16 protein-coding genes are annotated in these 16,445 nt (G+C 65.0%); 6 read left to right on the plus strand and 10 right to left on the minus strand.

Features of this window, described 5'->3' with window-relative positions; all coding sequences use genetic code 11:
* The 5 genes from AC1DN0_RS21900 to AC1DN0_RS21920 all read left to right on the plus strand — a co-directional run.
* On the plus strand, positions 1 to 505 hold a 505-nt coding region (locus AC1DN0_RS21900), incomplete at its 5' end, for a type II secretion system F family protein (protein WP_477146003.1).
* Between the two features lie 3 nt (positions 506 to 508).
* Entirely contained in the window at positions 509 to 1,426 is a 918-nt protein-coding gene (locus AC1DN0_RS21905) for a prepilin peptidase (RefSeq protein WP_441625618.1), read from the plus strand.
* Positions 1,427 to 1,491: 65 nt separating this feature from the next.
* Positions 1,492 to 2,103 (plus strand): dephospho-CoA kinase, encoded by a 612-nt coding sequence (coaE, locus tag AC1DN0_RS21910; protein ID WP_441625620.1) that lies wholly within the window; start codon positions 1,492 to 1,494, stop codon positions 2,101 to 2,103.
* A 258-nt stretch (positions 2,104 to 2,361) separates the two neighbouring features.
* Complete coding sequence (gene zapD / locus AC1DN0_RS21915) at positions 2,362 to 3,120, plus strand: cell division protein ZapD (RefSeq protein ID WP_035875582.1); 759 nt, start codon at positions 2,362 to 2,364, stop codon at positions 3,118 to 3,120.
* Between the two features lie 18 nt (positions 3,121 to 3,138).
* Positions 3,139 to 3,324 (plus strand): DNA gyrase inhibitor YacG, encoded by a 186-nt coding sequence (locus AC1DN0_RS21920; protein ID WP_035875584.1) that lies wholly within the window; start codon positions 3,139 to 3,141, stop codon positions 3,322 to 3,324.
* Positions 3,325 to 3,354: 30 nt separating this feature from the next.
* Here the strand turns inward: AC1DN0_RS21920 and AC1DN0_RS21925 are convergent, their stop codons facing one another.
* From AC1DN0_RS21925 to AC1DN0_RS21945, 5 genes are all read right to left on the minus strand, one after another.
* On the minus strand, positions 3,355 to 3,795 hold the full coding sequence (locus AC1DN0_RS21925; protein WP_441625622.1) for an NUDIX domain-containing protein: 441 nt from the start codon (positions 3,793 to 3,795) through the stop codon (positions 3,355 to 3,357).
* Positions 3,792 to 4,694: an ATP-binding protein gene (locus AC1DN0_RS21930; protein WP_045237177.1), complete on the minus strand. Its 903-nt coding sequence runs from the start codon at positions 4,692 to 4,694 to the stop codon at positions 3,792 to 3,794. The genes AC1DN0_RS21925 and AC1DN0_RS21930 overlap by 4 nt, the downstream gene beginning before the upstream one ends.
* A gap of 96 nt (positions 4,695 to 4,790) precedes the next feature.
* The gene (gene argJ, locus AC1DN0_RS21935) at positions 4,791 to 6,020 is read right to left on the minus strand and encodes a bifunctional glutamate N-acetyltransferase/amino-acid acetyltransferase ArgJ (protein ID WP_441625625.1); all 1,230 of its coding nucleotides are present in this window, start codon (positions 6,018 to 6,020) and stop codon (positions 4,791 to 4,793) included.
* A 140-nt stretch (positions 6,021 to 6,160) separates the two neighbouring features.
* A complete protein-coding gene (gene secA / locus AC1DN0_RS21940; protein ID WP_477146004.1) occupies positions 6,161 to 8,944 on the minus strand; it encodes a preprotein translocase subunit SecA in 2,784 nt (927 codons plus the stop codon).
* Between the two features lie 237 nt (positions 8,945 to 9,181).
* The gene (locus tag AC1DN0_RS21945; protein ID WP_441625629.1) at positions 9,182 to 10,117 is read right to left on the minus strand and encodes a M23 family metallopeptidase; all 936 of its coding nucleotides are present in this window, start codon (positions 10,115 to 10,117) and stop codon (positions 9,182 to 9,184) included.
* Between the two features lie 94 nt (positions 10,118 to 10,211).
* Between AC1DN0_RS21945 and AC1DN0_RS21950 the strand changes: the two genes are divergently transcribed.
* Positions 10,212 to 10,751 (plus strand): hypothetical protein, encoded by a 540-nt coding sequence (locus tag AC1DN0_RS21950; RefSeq protein ID WP_035875596.1) that lies wholly within the window; start codon positions 10,212 to 10,214, stop codon positions 10,749 to 10,751.
* A gap of 78 nt (positions 10,752 to 10,829) precedes the next feature.
* Here the strand turns inward: AC1DN0_RS21950 and lpxC are convergent, their stop codons facing one another.
* The 5 genes from lpxC to AC1DN0_RS21975 form a co-directional block, all read right to left on the minus strand.
* Complete coding sequence (gene lpxC / locus AC1DN0_RS21955; protein ID WP_441625631.1) at positions 10,830 to 11,747, minus strand: UDP-3-O-acyl-N-acetylglucosamine deacetylase; 918 nt, start codon at positions 11,745 to 11,747, stop codon at positions 10,830 to 10,832.
* A 174-nt stretch (positions 11,748 to 11,921) separates the two neighbouring features.
* Complete coding sequence (locus tag AC1DN0_RS21960; protein WP_045237181.1) at positions 11,922 to 12,428, minus strand: peroxiredoxin; 507 nt, start codon at positions 12,426 to 12,428, stop codon at positions 11,922 to 11,924.
* Between the two features lie 517 nt (positions 12,429 to 12,945).
* On the minus strand, positions 12,946 to 14,145 hold the full coding sequence (ftsZ, locus tag AC1DN0_RS21965) for a cell division protein FtsZ (protein WP_035875600.1): 1,200 nt from the start codon (positions 14,143 to 14,145) through the stop codon (positions 12,946 to 12,948).
* Positions 14,146 to 14,310: 165 nt separating this feature from the next.
* Entirely contained in the window at positions 14,311 to 15,543 is a 1,233-nt protein-coding gene (ftsA, locus tag AC1DN0_RS21970; protein WP_035875601.1) for a cell division protein FtsA, read from the minus strand.
* Positions 15,540 to 16,442 (minus strand): cell division protein FtsQ/DivIB, encoded by a 903-nt coding sequence (locus AC1DN0_RS21975; RefSeq protein ID WP_441625636.1) that lies wholly within the window; start codon positions 16,440 to 16,442, stop codon positions 15,540 to 15,542. The genes ftsA and AC1DN0_RS21975 overlap by 4 nt, the downstream gene beginning before the upstream one ends.
* Positions 16,443 to 16,445: the final 3 nt, after the last annotated feature.

Below are 16,445 nucleotides of genomic sequence, written 5' to 3' on the forward strand. Positions count from 1 at the left end.
GTATATACGGAGCCTGAAACGATCGGAAAAAGTCCAGCGCGCCAGCGACCGCATGCTGCTCAAGCTGCCGATCTTCGGCTCGCTGTTCCGCAAGGCGGTAATCGCCCGCTGGACGCGGACGCTGGCGACCATGTTCGCCGCCGGCACGCCGCTGGTGGAGTCGATGGAATCCGTGGCCGGCGCCGCCGGCAACTGGGTCTACTACGACGCCACCAAGGAGATCGAACAATCGGTGCGCATCGGTACCAGCCTGACCAACGCCATGCAGGCCACCCATGTGTTCGACAATATGGTGCTGCAGATGACGCAGATCGGCGAGGAGTCGGGCGCGCTGGACAATATGCTGCTGAAGGTGGCCGAGTTCTACGAGCGCGAGGTCGACGACGCCGTGGCCGCCATCTCCAGCCTGATCGAGCCGCTGATCATCGTGGTGCTGGGCGTGCTGATTGGCGGCATGGTGGTGGCAATGTATCTTCCGATCTTCAAACTGGGACAGGTGGTGTAAGGCATGTGGCTGTTTTCCGCGGACGGCGCCAGCGGCGCGATTTCCTCACTGGCTGCCCCCGCGCAGACCATCGCCGGGCTTGCGGCGCTGCCGCCCTGGTTCCTGGTGGCCGCCGCCGCGCTGGTTGGCTTGCTGGTCGGCAGCTTCCTGAATGTGGTGGTGCACCGCCTGCCGCGCATGATCGACCGCGAGGAAGCCAACTACATCGCCGAGCTACGCGATGACCCGCTTCCCCATCCCGAGGCCTACAACCTGATGGTGCCGCGCTCGGCATGTCCGCACTGCGGACATGCCATCGGCGTGCTGGAGAACATCCCGGTGCTGAGCTATCTGGTGCTGCGCGGACGCTGTTCGGCCTGCCGCGCACCCATCGGCGCACGCTATCCCCTGGTAGAGGCAGCCACCGCGCTGCTGACCGCGCTGGCCGCCGCCCACTTCGGGCCGACCTGGCAGGCGCTGGCGGCCATCGCCATGATCTGGGCCCTGATCGCCCTCACCCTGATCGACGCCGACACGCAACTGCTGCCCGACCAGATCACCCTGCCGCTGCTGTGGCTGGGCCTGCTGCTCAATCTCGGCGGACTCTTCGCCCCGCTGGCCGACGCGGTGACCGGCGCCGCCGCAGGCTATCTGCTGCTATGGACGGTGTACTGGGTGTTCAAGCTGGTGCGCGGCAAGGAGGGCATGGGCTACGGCGACTTCAAGCTGATGGGCGCGATGGGAGCCTGGTTCGGCTGGCAGGCGCTGCCGGCGCTGGTGCTGCTGTCGTCGGTGGTGGCCCTGGTATTCGCGCTTGCCAATATCGCGCTGCGCCGTCAGGATCGCGATACGCACTTCGCCTTCGGCCCCTATATCGCCGGCGCCGGCCTGCTCGTGCTGTTCTTCGGCAGCAATGTGCTGCCGCTGGGCATCGCGGGCTGAATGACGCCGGCCGCATGCCGGCCCATGGAACCACGACAAGCACCACCGCAAGCTTTGAGATCGATATGCTGCAAATCGGACTGACCGGAGGCATCGGCTCCGGCAAGACTCGCGTGGCGGACCTGTTCGCCGCGCGCGGCGCCGCCCTGATCGACACCGACCTGCTCGCGCACGAGATCACCGCGCCGGGCGGCCTGGCCATCCCGGCCCTGCTCGAAGCGTTTGGCCCCACGTGCCTGCGCGACGACGGCGCCATGGACCGCAACGCCATGCGCGAGCTGGTGTTCTCCGACCCGGCGGCCAAGGCCCGGCTCGAAGGCATTACCCATCCCCTGATCCGCCAACTGACCGAAGCGCGCGCCGCCGCGATCCGCGCCTCCGGGCTTCACCCCTACCTGATCTACGTGGTGCCGCTACTGGTCGAATCAGGCTCATGGCGCGCGCGGGTGGACCGGGTGCTGGTGGTTGATTGCAGCGAGACCACCCAGGTCGCCCGCGTCATGGCGCGCAACGGCTTCAGCCAGGGCCAGGTCCAGGCCATCATGGCCAGGCAGGCGCGGCGCGGCGACCGCCTGGCCGCTGCCGACGATGTGATCGACAACGATGGGCCGCCGGAGGCGCTGCCAGCGCAGGTGGACCGTCTCGACCAGCTTTACCGCGGCCTGGCCGCTGGCTAGGCACCATGTTTGTGCGGCGACGAATGCCGCACCCTGAATGCTGCACCCTAAGTCGGCTGTTTCATTTGTTCTGATTTGCGGACTCGCATAGAATGCGCTGGAACCACGCGGGAAATGGCCGCATACTGCCGATATCGCGGGCCCACGCCGAGTCACATCGAGCGGACCCAGGCGCACCGGATGCAATCTCGGCTCCGATACGCCGCCCAGGGTCAGACTGCCCACCCGCCAACCCGCCCTGTTGCACGGACATACCCATTGATTCTGTACGAATATCCTTTTAACGAACGCATCAGGACTCTCCTGCGCCTGGAAGACCTGTTCGATCGGCTGGATTATTTCCTCGCCCAGGATCACGCCCTGCAGCATCATGTGGCGTTGACGACTCTGTTCGAGATCATTGACGTCGCCGGCCGCGCGGACCTGAAGACCGACCTGCTCAAGGAACTGGAGCGCCAGCGCCAGGCGCTGGCCGCGCTGCGCGCCAATCCGCAGATCGACCAGGGCGCGCTGGATGGCGTAATCGGTGAGATCGAGCAGGCCATGGCCCAGCTCAACCAGACCGTCGGCAAGGCCGGCCAGTTGCTCACCGACAACGAGTGGCTGACCAGTATCCGCAGCCGCGCCATCATCCCGGGCGGCACCTGCGAGTTCGACCTGCCGGCCTACTACGCCTGGCAGCATCGCCCCGCCGAAGACCGCCGCTCGGACATCCTCAAGTGGGCACGCCCGCTGGTGCCGCTTCGCATTGGCACCGACACCGTGTTGCGCCTGTTGCGCGAGTCCGGCCAGAGCGGCAAGGTCATCGCCACCGGCGGCAGCTACCAGCAGATGCTGTCCGGGCGCAGCTACCAGTTGATGCAGGTGCTGCTGGATGATTCCCTGCTGGCTTTCATCCCAGAGATGAGCGCCAACAAGTACATGCTGTGGGTTCGTTTCACGCAGCAGGATGGCGACCTTCGTCCGCGCTCGGTCGACGCCGACATCCCTTTCCTGCTCAAGCTCTGCAATTTCTGATTTTTGATTTCTGAAGCAATGACAACCGTAGTCAAATGCCCCACCTGCGGTACGGACGTGGCCTGGGTGCCGGAGAATAAATTCCGTCCCTTCTGCTCCAACCGCTGCAAACAGATCGACCTGGGCGCCTGGGCTTCCGAGAAGTACGTGATCGGCGGCAAACCCGGCGAGAACCCCTCGCAGGACCAGGAAGACGAGGAGTAAGCTCCGCAGGGCCGTTGCGGCCCCGCCAGTTCAGGCGCCGCCGCCCTCGGCAGCCAGCCAGTCCACCACGGGGATGGTGGCGGGCAGCAAGGGCCCCACGTCCACCGGCGCCGATTGCCATGAGAAGGCCTGGCCCTCGCGGCCGACCAGTTCGCCCGTCCACGCCGTGACCTTGCAGAAGTGCAGGCGCACATAGGCATGCGGGTAGTCATGCTCCAGCACGTGCCAGCGCACGCACGCGCCCACCTCGATGCCGAGTTCCTCGTGCAGTTCGCGCGCCAGCGCATCTTCCACCGATTCACCCTGCTCCAGCTTGCCGCCGGGAAACTCCCAGTAGCCTTCGTAGGGCTTGCCAGCCGGCCGCTGGGCCAGCAGGAAACGGCCGTCGGCCTGCACCATCACGCCCACGGCAACCTCGGTCACCTTGCGCGCCGGCGTGGCYTCGCCGGCTGCTCGCGCTGCCTCGCTCATGCCTGGCCGTCCTGCGCGGAAGCGATGAAGGGCTTGCCATGCTTGCCGCCCCAGTCGCGGGCGAACTGCCAGGCCACCCGGCCCGAGCGCGAGCCGCGCTCCAGGGCCCACACCAGCGCGTCGCCGCGCGCCGCGGCGACGTCTTCGGCGCTGCAGCCGAAATGCCCGAGCCAGTGGCCAACGATGGCCAGGTACTCGTCCTGCTTGGGCGGATAGAACGACAGCCACAGCCCGAAGCGCTCGGACAGCGAGATCTTTTCCTCCACCACCTCGCCGGGATGGATCTCGCCATCGTCGGTGTGCCGGTAGGTTTCGTTGTCCTTCATGTATTCGGGCAGCAGGTGGCGGCGATTGGAAGTGGCGTAGATCAGCACATTGTCCGACTGCGCCGCCACCGAGCCATCCAGCGCCGATTTCAGCGACTTGTAGCCCGACTCGCCTTCCTCGAAGGACAGGTCGTCGCAGAAGATGGCGAAGCGCTCCGGACGCCCCGACAGTTGCTCGACGATGTCGCCCAGGTCGCCCAGGTCGTCCTTGTCGACTTCCACCAGCCGCAGGCCATCCTTGACGAAGGCATTGAGGCAGGCCTTGATCAGCGAGGACTTGCCCGTGCCGCGCGCGCCCGTCAGCAGCACATTGTTGGCCGGCAGGCGCTGCACGAACTGACGCGTGTTGGCGACGATGGCGTCTTTCTGGCGCTCGATGTTCTTCAGGTCGTCGAGATGGATCGGCGGCAGCTGGCGGATCGCCTGCAGGTAGCCGATGTTGCCGAACAGGCTCTGCCGCTTGCGCCAGCGGAAGGCGACCGCTTCCTTCCAGTCAGACTCGGTCAGCTGGGGCGGCAGCCATTGTTCAAGGCGGGCGAGGAAACTGTCGAGGCGGGCGGCAAGGTCGGACATGGCGGCTTGAAGGAAAGGCTGGCGGATCGTTGGCGGGAGTGCTGGCGGCTAGCGCGCCGCCCCGCGCTGGCGGGAGCGGCACGCACGCGATGGTGCTTACGAACGGTAGTCCGCGTTGATCGAAACGTAATCGTGCGACAGGTCGCAGGTCCAGACCGTGGCGGTGGCATCGCCGCGCCCGAGCGCGATGCGCACGGTGATCTCGGCCTGCTTCATCACGCGCTGGCCGTCTTCCTCGCGATAATCGGGATTACGGCCGCCGTCGCGCGCGACCAGGACATCGTCCAGCCACAAATTGACATGCTCGACCTCGAGATCGTCGACGCCGGCGTAGCCCACGGCCGCCAGGATGCGGCCCAGGTTGGGGTCCGAGGCGTAGAAGGCGGTCTTGACCAGCGGCGAATGCGCCACCGCGTAGGCGATCAGGCGGCATTCGGCCACGTCCTTGCCGCCCTCGACCTGGATGGTCATCAGCTTGGTGGCGCCTTCGCCATCGCGCACGATCATCTGCGCCAGTTCCTGCGACAGGTCGGTCAGCGCGGCGCGCAGCGCCTCGAAATCCGCCCCTTCGGCACGCTCGATGGCCGGCGCGCCTGCCTTGCCGCTGGCGATCAGCACGAAGGAGTCATTGGTCGAGGTGTCGCCGTCGATGGTGATGCTGTTGAAGGAGCGGTCCGCCGCGTACGACACCAGTGCCTGTACGACGTCCTGCGACACCGTAGCGTCGGTAGCGATAAAGCCCAGCATGGTCGCCATATTGGGACGGATCATGCCCGCGCCCTTGCTGATGCCGGACAGCGTCACGGTCTTGCCGCCGATCTGCACGGTGCGCGAGGCGGCCTTGGGCTGCGTGTCGGTGGTCATGATCGATTCCGCCGCGGCCAGCCAGTTGTCGGCCTTGGCGTTGGCAATCGCGGCAGGCAGCGCGGCGACGATGCGGTCCACCGGCAGCGGCTCGAGGATCACGCCGGTCGAGAACGGCAGCACCTGCTCGGCAGCAATGCCGAGTTGCGCGGCCAGCGCGTCGCACGTGGCGCGGGCGTTGGCCAGGCCCGGTTCGCCGGTGCCTGCGTTGGCGTTACCGGTGTTGACCACGATCGCACGGATGCCCTTGGCCGCGGCCAGGTGCTCGCGGCAGACCTGCACCGGCGCGGCGCAGAAGCGGTTGCGGGTGAACACGCCGGCCACGGTGCTGCCTTCGGCAACGCGCACCACCAGCACGTCCTTGCGGTTGGCCTTGCGGACACCCGCTTCAGCCCAGCCGAGCTCGACGCCGGCGACAGGTTTCAGGTTCTCTGCCAGCGGCAGGGGCAGGTTGACGGCCATGTGCGTTCCTCTATGCGTTCGACGTTGCTGGTTATGCAGTTTCTGCTGCTGCCAGGCGGCGGCGGACAGTACATGGTGCGCCTCCCCTGACGAACATGCCCGCTTGCGCGGGCATGTTTGCTGACTTCACTGTGCGCGGCTTAGCTGAGCTTGCCGTGGCACAGCTTGAACTTCTTGCCGGAGCCGCACGGGCAGGGATCGTTGCGCCCCACCTTGGCCATGCCGGCAGCCTCAGCCGCGGCGGCGTAGGCGATGCCGGCACGCTCGGGCGCGCTGCTGCCGGCGCCCTCGGCCACCTGGGTAGCCTCGTCGAACTCGTCATGCTTGTACTGCACGTTGGCGAGATGCGACAGGCCTTCCTCGATCTGCTCCGAGGCCTGCTCGAGCTCTTCCGGAGACTGGATCTGCACGTTGAAGATCACGCGCGTGACTTCGACCTTGATCACGTCGAGCAGGCGGGCGAACAGTTCGAACGATTCGCGCTTGTATTCCTGCTTGGGATCCTTCTGCGCATAGCCGCGCAGGTGGATGCCCTGGCGCAGGTGGTCCAGCGCCGCCAGGTGTTCGCGCCAGTGGGTGTCGATGCTTTGCAGCATCACCGAGCGCTCGAACCCGGCAAAGGATTCGCGGCCGACCTGGCTGACCTTGGCTTCGTAACGCTCGTCGGCGGCACGCATGATCAGGTTCAGCAGTTCTTCGTCCTCGATGCTCTGCGCGGCCTCGATGGTCTTGGCCAGCGGCACTTCCAGCGACCATTCGTCGCGCAGCTTGGCTTCCAGGCCGGYGATGTCCCACTGCTCTTCCATGGTGTCGGCCGGCACGTGGTCGCGGAACATCTCGACCAGCACGCTCTCGCGCAGGTTCTTCACCATCTCGCCGACATCTTGCGACTCGAGCACTTCATTGCGCAGCTTGTAGATTTCCTTGCGCTGGTCGTTGGCAACGTCGTCGTACTGCAGCAATTGCTTGCGGATATCGAAGTTGCGGCCTTCGACCTTGCGCTGGGCGGACTCGATCGAGCGCGTGACGATGCCCGCCTCGATCGGCTCTCCTTCCGGCATCTTCAGGCGTTCCATGATGGCGCGCACGCGGTCGCCGGCGAAGATGCGCAGCAGCTGGTCGTCCAGCGACAGGTAGAAGCGGGACGAGCCCGGGTCACCCTGGCGGCCGGCACGGCCACGCAGCTGGTTGTCGATACGGCGCGACTCGTGGCGCTCGGTGCCCACGATATGCAGGCCGCCGGCGGCCTTGACCTGCTCGTGCAGCGACTGCCATTCGCCCTTCAGCTGGGCGATGCGCGCGGCCTTGTCGGCGTCGGATAGGCTTTCGTCGGCCTCGATAAAGCCGGCCTGCTTCTCCACATTGCCGCCCAGCACGATGTCGGTACCACGGCCCGCCATATTGGTGGCGATGGTGACCATCTTGGGCCGGCCCGCCTGCGCCACGATCTCGGCTTCACGCGCGTGCTGCTTGGCGTTGAGCACCTGGTGCGGCAGTTTTGCCTTGTTCAGCAGGTCCGAGAGGTATTCCGAAGTCTCGATCGAGGTGGTGCCCACCAGCACGGGCTGGCCGCGGTCGTAGCAATCGCGGATATCGCGCACCACGGCATCGTAGCGCTCGGTCGAGGTCTTGTAGATCTGGTCCTGGAAGTCCTTGCGCTGGGCCGTGCGGTTGGTGGGGATCACCACCACTTCCAGGCCATAGATTTCCTGGAATTCGTAGGCTTCCGTATCGGCCGTGCCGGTCATGCCGGACAGCTTCTCGTACATGCGGAAGTAGTTCTGGAAGGTGATCGTGGCCAGCGTCTGGTTTTCCTGCTGGATGGTCACGCCTTCCTTGGCTTCCACCGCCTGGTGCAGGCCGTCGGACCAGCGCCGTCCCGTCATCAGGCGGCCGGTGAACTCGTCGACGATCACGACTTCGTCGTTCTGCACCACATAATGCTGGTCGCGATGGAACAGGCTGTGCGCGCGCAGGGCCGCGTACAGGTGATGCATCAGCGTGATGTTCTGCGGCGCGTAGAGCGATTCGCCCTCGCCGATCAGGCCCTGCTGCGCCAGGATCACCTCCGCCTTCTCATGGCCGGCCTCGGTCAGGTAGACCTGGTGGCCCTTCTCGTCGACGAAGTAGTCGCCCGGCTTCTCGACGCCGGTGCCATCGGCCTTTTCCTCGCCAATCTGGCGCTCGAGCAGCTTGGGAACGCCGTTCATGCGCTGGTACAGGTCGGTATGGTTCTCCGCCTGGCCCGAGATGATCAGCGGCGTGCGCGCCTCGTCGATCAGGATCGAGTCCACCTCGTCGACGATGGCGTAGTTCAGCGGCCGTTGCACGCGCTGGCCAGGGTCGTAGACCATGTTGTCGCGCAGGTAATCGAAGCCGAACTCGTTGTTGGTGCCGTAGGTGATGTCGGCCGCATAGGCCGCCGCCTTCTGGTCATGCGGCATCTGCGACAGGTTCACGCCGACCGACAGGCCGAGGAAGTTGTACAGGCGCCCCATCCATTCGGCGTCGCGCTGGGCCAGGTAGTCGTTGACCGTGACAACGTGCACGCCCTTGCCGGTGATGGCGTTGAGGTACACCGCCAGCGTCGCGGTGAGGGTCTTGCCCTCGCCGGTGCGCATTTCGGCGATCTTGTTATCGTTCAGCACCATGCCGCCGATCATCTGGACGTCGAAGTGGCGCATCTTCATGATCCGCTTGCTGGCCTCGCGGCACACCGCGAAGGCCTCGGGCAGCAAGGCCTCGAGCGACTCCCCGGCGGCATGGCGCTGCCGGAAGACCTCGGTCATGCCACGCAGGTCGTCATCCGAAAGTGCCTCGAACTTCGGCTCCAGCGCATTGATCTGCGCGACGGTCCTGCCATATTGTTTGATCAGCCGTTCATTACGGCTGCCGAAGACTTTCTTGAGAAGGCCCGTGATCATCGATTGCTTTCACCTACGCGAGTGGTACGCCGCCGTGGTACGCACTAGGCGGCCTGGCCGCCGGCTTGGCCGGCTGCCCAGGGCGGACCGCGCGAGGAAATAGGAAGATTGGCGCAAAACGCCGAGTTTATCACGCGCGCGGGTCACGACCGGAACCAAGCGGCGGGCGAAACGCTACCTGTCCGGATGGGGCCCGCGCATCCAATCCCCCCGACATCGGGGCGGGTCGCGGATTCTTCAACGGATTGCCGTACGATCGGTTGGAATTATTGCCTGGGCAACCTGCGCAGGTGATGATTTCGCCACGGCGAGGAAGCGATTCGGATTCTGCGGCACACCGTCCACATGCACCTCGAAATGCAGGTGGGCGCCTGTGGAGCGCCCGGTGGAGCCCACCAGCGCGATCTGCTGGCCCGGCTTGACGAGGTCGCCGGGCTTCACCAGCAGCCTGGAAGCATGCGCATAACGGGTCTTGAGGCCATTGCCGTGATCGAGATCGATCAGGTTGCCGTATTCGGCGTGCCACTCCGCCGCCGCCACCACGCCCCCGGCGGCCGCGACGATCGGCGTGCCCGCGGGCGCGGAAAAATCGACGCCGTCATGCGGGGAGCGGCGCCCGGTAAATGGGTCGAAGCGCCAGCCGAAGCCGGATGCATCGTAGCCGGTCGCTACCGGCAGCACGCGTGGAACCCGGCGATCCTCGATCCGGCGATCCAGCAAGGTGCTGGCCACCACATCGAAATAGTCCGCATGCCTGTCAGCCTGCTCGGACAGACTCGCCAGCGCGAGTTGCAGCTCAGGCAGACTCGAGGTGCGCGACTGCGCCGAGGGCGCGAGGCCACCACGGCCAGGCGGCTGCTTGAAGTCGAATTCCTTGGGTGCGATGCCGGCAAGCCCGGAAACCCGCTCGCCAAGCGCATCCAGCCTCACCATACGGGCCTGGATCTCGCCCACGCGGGCGGCCAGCACATTGAGATTGGCGCGCAGGTAGGCATCGTCGCCCGGTGCACGGACTGGCGCGCTAATGCCCGCCCGCGCCACGATCCAGGTCAGCGCCGACGAGACCAGCGCGACAACCAGGCACAGCAGCACGATGCCGGCGAAAATCTTCCCCCGTGACAAGGTGAAATGACGCACGCGCGGCAGGCGCGGATGAAGCACGATGATCTGCATGATGCAATCCTTCCCATGCAAGGCCTGGCGCCGGCTTCGTGGCTGCGGCGCATAAGCCGCCGCGCTGGCGCGAACGGCACGCTAGAATGCGCGCATGCGCATGTTTACCCATCACGCCCTCCAGACGCCCGCCGCCAAGCCGCTTAACGACTGGCTGGACAAAGCCGGCCCGGTCTCGGCCCTGATGCAGACGGCGCGGGAACTGGCGGTACTGGAAGCTGAGGTGCTGTCGCTCCTGCCACGCGGCCTGCAGGACGGCATCGCTGTCGCGGGCGTCAAGCAGGACGCCCGCGGTGTCGGCCAAGGCCAGTCGGAGCGAACTTTGCTGTTGCTGGCCGCCCATGGGGCAGCCGCTGCACGTGTCCGGCAAGTGGTTCCTACACTACTTTCCAGGTTGCAACAGCGGGGATCGCAGATTACCGCAATCCGGGTGAGGGTACAACCCGAGGTGGGCCGGCAGAGTGACTGGGACACCGGGCCGGTAGTGCGGCCCAAGGTGGCCCGGATGTCGGCGACCGGCTTGTCCAGCCTGACGCAACTGGCGCAGGAGTTGCCCGAGTCGCCGTTGCGGGATGCCCTGAATACCCTGTTGTCGCATCATCGGCAAAAGACGACGACCGGCGCTGGTTCCTGAAGCCCGTGCCCTGGACGTAAAAAAGCCGGCTTGCGCCGGCCTTCCGGTGATACCAGAACCCTGCCCCCCCGGCAGGCGTTATGCAAACACCGGCTGCAACTGCGGCAAAAACGCCGGCGGCGCTTCCTCGGCCCGCTCGAACGTCACCATCTCATACGCTTCCTGATCCGCCAGCAATGCCCGCAACAGCTGGTTGTTCAGCCCGTGGCCGGATTTGTTGGCGACATAGGCACCAATCAAGGGATGGCCGACCACATACAGATCGCCGATCGCATCAAGGATCTTGTGGCGCACGAACTCGTCGCCGTAGCGCAGCTCCTCGTTGTTCAGCATCCGATGCTCATCGAGCACGATGGCGTTATCCAGACTGCCGCCACGCGCCAGCCCCATCTCCCGCAACGCCTCGACTTCGTGGGCGAAGCCAAAAGTGCGGGCGCGGGCAATCTCGCGCACGTAACTTGTATCGGCGAAATCGATGGAGAAGGTCTGGCCGGTCTTGTCCACCGCGGGGTGACGGAAGTCGATGGTGAAAGCCAGCTTGAAGCCGAAGTAAGGCTCCAGGCGCGCCAGCTTGTCGCCCTCGCGGACTTCCACGGCCTTCTTCACGCGGATAAAACGCTTGGGCGCGGACTGCTGCTCGATTTCGGCCGACTGCAACAGGAAGACGAAGGATGCAGCGCTGCCGTCCATGATCGGGATTTCCTCGGCATCGACATCCACGTACAGATTGTCGATGCCAAGGCCCGCGCAGGCGGACATCAAATGTTCCACGGTCGACACGCGCGCGCCATCCTTCTGCAGGACCGATGCAAGACGCGTATCGCCAATGGCTGACGCGCTCGCGGGGATCTCGACGGCTTCGGGCAGGTCGACGCGGGTGAATACGATACCGGCATCCACCGGAGCCGGGCGCAGCGTCAGCGTCACTTTACGGCCCGAGTGCAAGCCTATGCCAACGGTCTTGACCAGGGATTTGATGGTGCGCTGTTTGAGCATGACGTTCTCAGCTATTATTAAAATCTATCAAGTACACTTTCTAATATAGCGATTTTACCATTGCTTCGTTTGCTGCGCTGCGCCACTTTGTTTCGGTCTGTTAGTACCGAAGAAATAAGCCGCCACAAGTGCACTTTAAGTAACTTGTTAGTTACTCAATGACACATTCACGTATTACGCGCGCAACGCCGCAAGCACCGCTTCAGCGCTGCTGACCTTGAATTCGCCAGGCGCTTCAAGCCACAGGTGGGTCACCACGCCATCGTCGATGACCATGGCGTAACGCTTGGAGCGTACACCCATGCCGCGTGCGGTAAGGTCCTGGTCCAGGCCCAGGCGGCGCGTCCACTCGGCGCTGCCATCGGCCATCATGCGCACCTTGCCTTCGGTGTTCTGCTCGCGGCCCCAGGCGCCCATGACAAAGGCATCGTTGACCGAGACGCACCAGACTTCGTCCACGCCGGCCGCGCGCAGCGCTTCGGCCTGCGCCAAGTAGCCCGGCACATGCTTGGCGGAGCAGGTGGGGGTAAAGGCGCCGGGCAGGCCGAACACCACGATCTTGCGGCCACGGGCGAGTTCGGCGGCCGAGAAGGAATTGGGCCCGAGAGCGCAGCCGCCGGTCTCGACCTCAAAGAACTCGTTCAGCGTGGCGTCGGGCACACGCGCTCCAATTTCGATCATGCTGTGTCTTCCTGTCTCGGTAAAAACCCTGTTTAGCATCATAGTGCGCCAGCCGCAGGCGCCCAAGTCTGACACTGCCGGGTATGCCGTAGGAATTGTCCGACATAGGCGAGACTTTGGCTGGCGGAGGGAGCCTATGGCGCCGCGCGCAGATCTGCGCGGCACGCCAGACTCGTTTCCTGGGCGGCATTGATGGCGCCAGGCTCAAGGCCCGGAGGGCTTCGAGCCGCACTGCTTTTCAAATGGGTCCGCGTGCCGATCTTGCGATCGACGCGCGGACGACGGCACATCCCGGCCGGGATGGCGGGAGACCAGTCCGGGGAGGCGGCCGGAGGCACGCCTGTCCCGGCGACGGGATGCGGCCTGAGGGCGTCAGCGCGGGTGCGGCATGGCTGGCTGCTGGTCAGTCCACCGCCACCGGGCGCAACACGAGCGGATAGGGAGCGCTAGCGTGTTTCGCCGATCCGGGGCGGGGCCTGGCTGGCAGCCGGCCTTGTCGACACCTTGCCGAGCCAACTCAGTCCGCCTGCTTGCGCAGGAACGCCGGGATGTCGTACGTATCCACACCCTTTTCCTGCAACGCGGCCACGTGGGCGGACGCAGACTCGCGCGAGCTGCGCCATACCGCCGGCGTGTCCAGGTTGCTGTAATCGGGAGCGCTGCTGTGGCCGGCGTTCACGCTGCTGGTCATATTGCCCATCATCTGCACCGGCATATTGTCGGTACCGGTCTTGAGCAGGGTCATCGGCTGTTGCTTCTTGGCCGAACGGCCCAGGCCCGTCGCCACCACCGTCACGCGCAGCGCGTCGCCCATGGAATCGTCGTACACCGTACCGAAGATCACGGTGGCATCTTCCGCGGCATAGCTGCGGATGGTGTTCATGACTTCCTTGGTTTCCGACAGCTTCAGCGAGCGGCTGGCCGTGATGTTGACCAGCACGCCGCGCGCGCCCGACAGGTCCACGCCTTCCAGCAGCGGGCTGGCGACAGCCTGCTCGGCAGCCAGGCGGGCGCGGTCCACGCCCGACACGGTAGCCGTGCCCATCATGGCCTTGCCCTGCTCGCCCATGACCGTCTTCACGTCTTCGAAGTCGACGTTCACCAAGCCATCGACGTTGATGATCTCGGCGATGCCCGCGACTGCGTTATGCAGCACGTCGTCGGCGCACTGGAAGCACTTGTCCATCTCGGCGTCGTCGCCCATGACCTCGAACAGCTTCTCGTTAAGCACAACGATCAGCGAATCGACGCAGGACTCCAGCTCACCGGAACCGGCTTCCGCCACCTTGGCACGGCGCGCGCCTTCGAACTCGAAGGGCTTGCTGACCACGCCCACGGTCAGGATGCCCATTTCCTTGGCAACCTGGGCCACGACCGGTGCAGCGCCGGTACCGGTGCCGCCGCCCATGCCGGCAGTGATGAAGACCATATGGGCACCGCGCAGCGAGTCGGCGATCTGCTCGCGCGCCTGATCCGCGCAGTTGCGGCCGACCTCCGGCTTGGCGCCTGCCCCAAGGCCGGTGTTGCCGAGCTGCAGCACACGCGAAGCGCTGGAGCGCTTGAGCGCCTGCGCATCGGTGTTCATGCAGATAAATTCGACGCCTTGCACGCCACGGCTGATCATGTGCTGCACAGCGTTGCCGCCCGCGCCGCCCACGCCGATCACCTTGATGATGGTGCCGTCCTGCAATTCCGTTTCGATCATGTCAAAGTCCATCACTGCCTCCAAGTAGTATCAGCCGCCAAACGCTGCAGCCTCCCCGCCGCAACCCTTGGTTACTGAACAAGAAACCATCAAAAGAAAACTGCCTGTTCAACGGATTGCCCACAATAGCGTGGACAATCCCGTCATTCATTCAAGTGCAATCCAATCGGCGGCAACTTAGAAATTGCCGACGAACCATTCCTTCATGCGGGTCCACACCTGCTTGACGGAACCACTCTGCACCGCGACCTTGCGGCCGCGCATGCGTTGCACGCGGCCTTCGAGCAGTAGTCCCATTACGGTCGAATAGCGCGGACTCTTAACAACTTCGTGCAAATTTCCCCGATATTCCGGCACGCCGACCCGAACCGGCTTGAGGAAGATGTCCTCGCCCAGTTCCACCATGCCCGGCATCATCGCGGTACCGCCGGTGATCACGACGCCCGACGACAGCAGTTCTTCATAGCCCGACTCGCGCACCACCTGATGCACCAGCGAGTACAACTCCTCGATACGCGGCTCGATCACCGCCGCCAGCGCCTGGCGCGACAGCGAGCGCGTGCCGCGGTCGCCCACGCCGGGCACCTCGATCATGTCTTCCGGATCGGCGATAGCCTGCTTGGCGATGCCATACTGGATCTTGACGTCTTCGGCATCGGGTGTAGGCGTACGCAGCGCCATGGCGATGTCGTTGGTGATCTGGTCGCCGGCGATGGGGATCACGGCCGTATGCCGGATCGCGCCTTCGCTGAAGATGGCGATGTCGGTCGTACCGCCGCCGATATCGACCAGCACCACGCCCAGTTCCTTCTCGTCCTCGGTCAGCACCGCCAGGCTCGACGCCAGCGGCTGCAGGATCAGGTCGTGCACTTCCAGCCCGCAGCGGCGCACGCACTTGACGATGTTCTGCGCCGCGCTGACCGCGCCGGTGACGATATGCACCTTCACCTCCAGCCGGATGCCGCTCATGCCGATGGGCTCGCGCACGTCTTCCTGGCCGTCGATGATGAATTCCTGCGTGAGAATGTGCAGGATCTGCTGGTCGGTCGGGATATTGACCGCCTTGGCGGTCTCGATCACCCGGGCCACATCGGTCTGGGTGACTTCCTTGTCCTTGATCGCCACCATGCCGCTGGAATTGAAGCTGCGGATATGGCTGCCGGCAATGCCGGTGAACACTTCGGAAATCTTGCAGTCGGCCATCAGCTCAGCCTCTTCCAGCGCCCGCTGGATGGACTGCACGGTGGCCTCGATATTGACCACGACCCCTTTCTTCAGACCCTTGGACTCTGACTGGCCCATCCCGATCACTTCGTAGCTGCCGTCGGGGCGCAACTCCGCCACTACCGCGGCCACCTTGGAAGTGCCGATATCGAGACCGACCAGTAGGTCCTTGTATTCCTTGCTCATCGGTTTTTCTCCGCGTTCTTGCTCTTGAGTCGCGTCGGATTGTTATTCGGATTGGTGTTGGTACTTGTACTCGTACTTGTATTCGTGCCGGCGCCGCCGGGTTTCGCCTTGGCGGCCGCGGCTGCCTGGGCATCGGTCAGGAACCGCACGTTGGCCGCGCGGATGGCGAACCCGTTGGGGTAGCGCAGGTCCGCGTACTCGATCTGCTTGCCCCACTGCTCGGTGACCTGGGGCCAGGCCACGACGAATCGCTTGACGCGCTGCGCCATGGCGTCGCGCTCCTCGTCGTTCTGTTCGCGCCCGAGCTCCACCACCATGCCGTTGGACAATTTGGTGCGCCAGGCATAGCGAGACGACAGCGTGACCGCCAGCGGCTCGACCTTGAGCGGCTTGAACCATTCGCGCATGGTCTCCAGCTTGTCGACCACGTCGCCCTCGCTGTCCGGCGGGCCGTCGAGCGCGAGCAACTGGGCATCTTCCTCGGCTTCCGCCGGGTTGGCGACGAACACTTCGCCATAGGTGTTGATCAGGCGGCTACTGTCTGCATTGCCCCACGTACCGAGCGCTTCGTGCTCCTCGACCTCGACCGCCAGCCCGTTGGGCCATTCGCGGCGGACGCTGGCGCGGCGCACCCAGGGCACCGACTCGAAAATCTGCCGCGCCTCGTTGAGATCGAGCGTGAAGAAGCTGCCCGACAGCTTGCCCAGCGCGTTGGCGCGCACGCTCGGCGCATTGACATGCCGCAGTGAGCCGCCTTCCATCGGCGCCAGCTCGACGTGCGTGATGGCAAATACCGGCCGCTGCGCCAGCCACAGCAGGCCGGCCGCGAACGCCATCACCGCCACCAGCGCGTAGAGCGTGGAAGCGATCAGGTTGAGCAGGCGAGTGTTGTGCCACATGGC

Source organism: Cupriavidus sp. 05N39, from assembly GCF_056397325.1.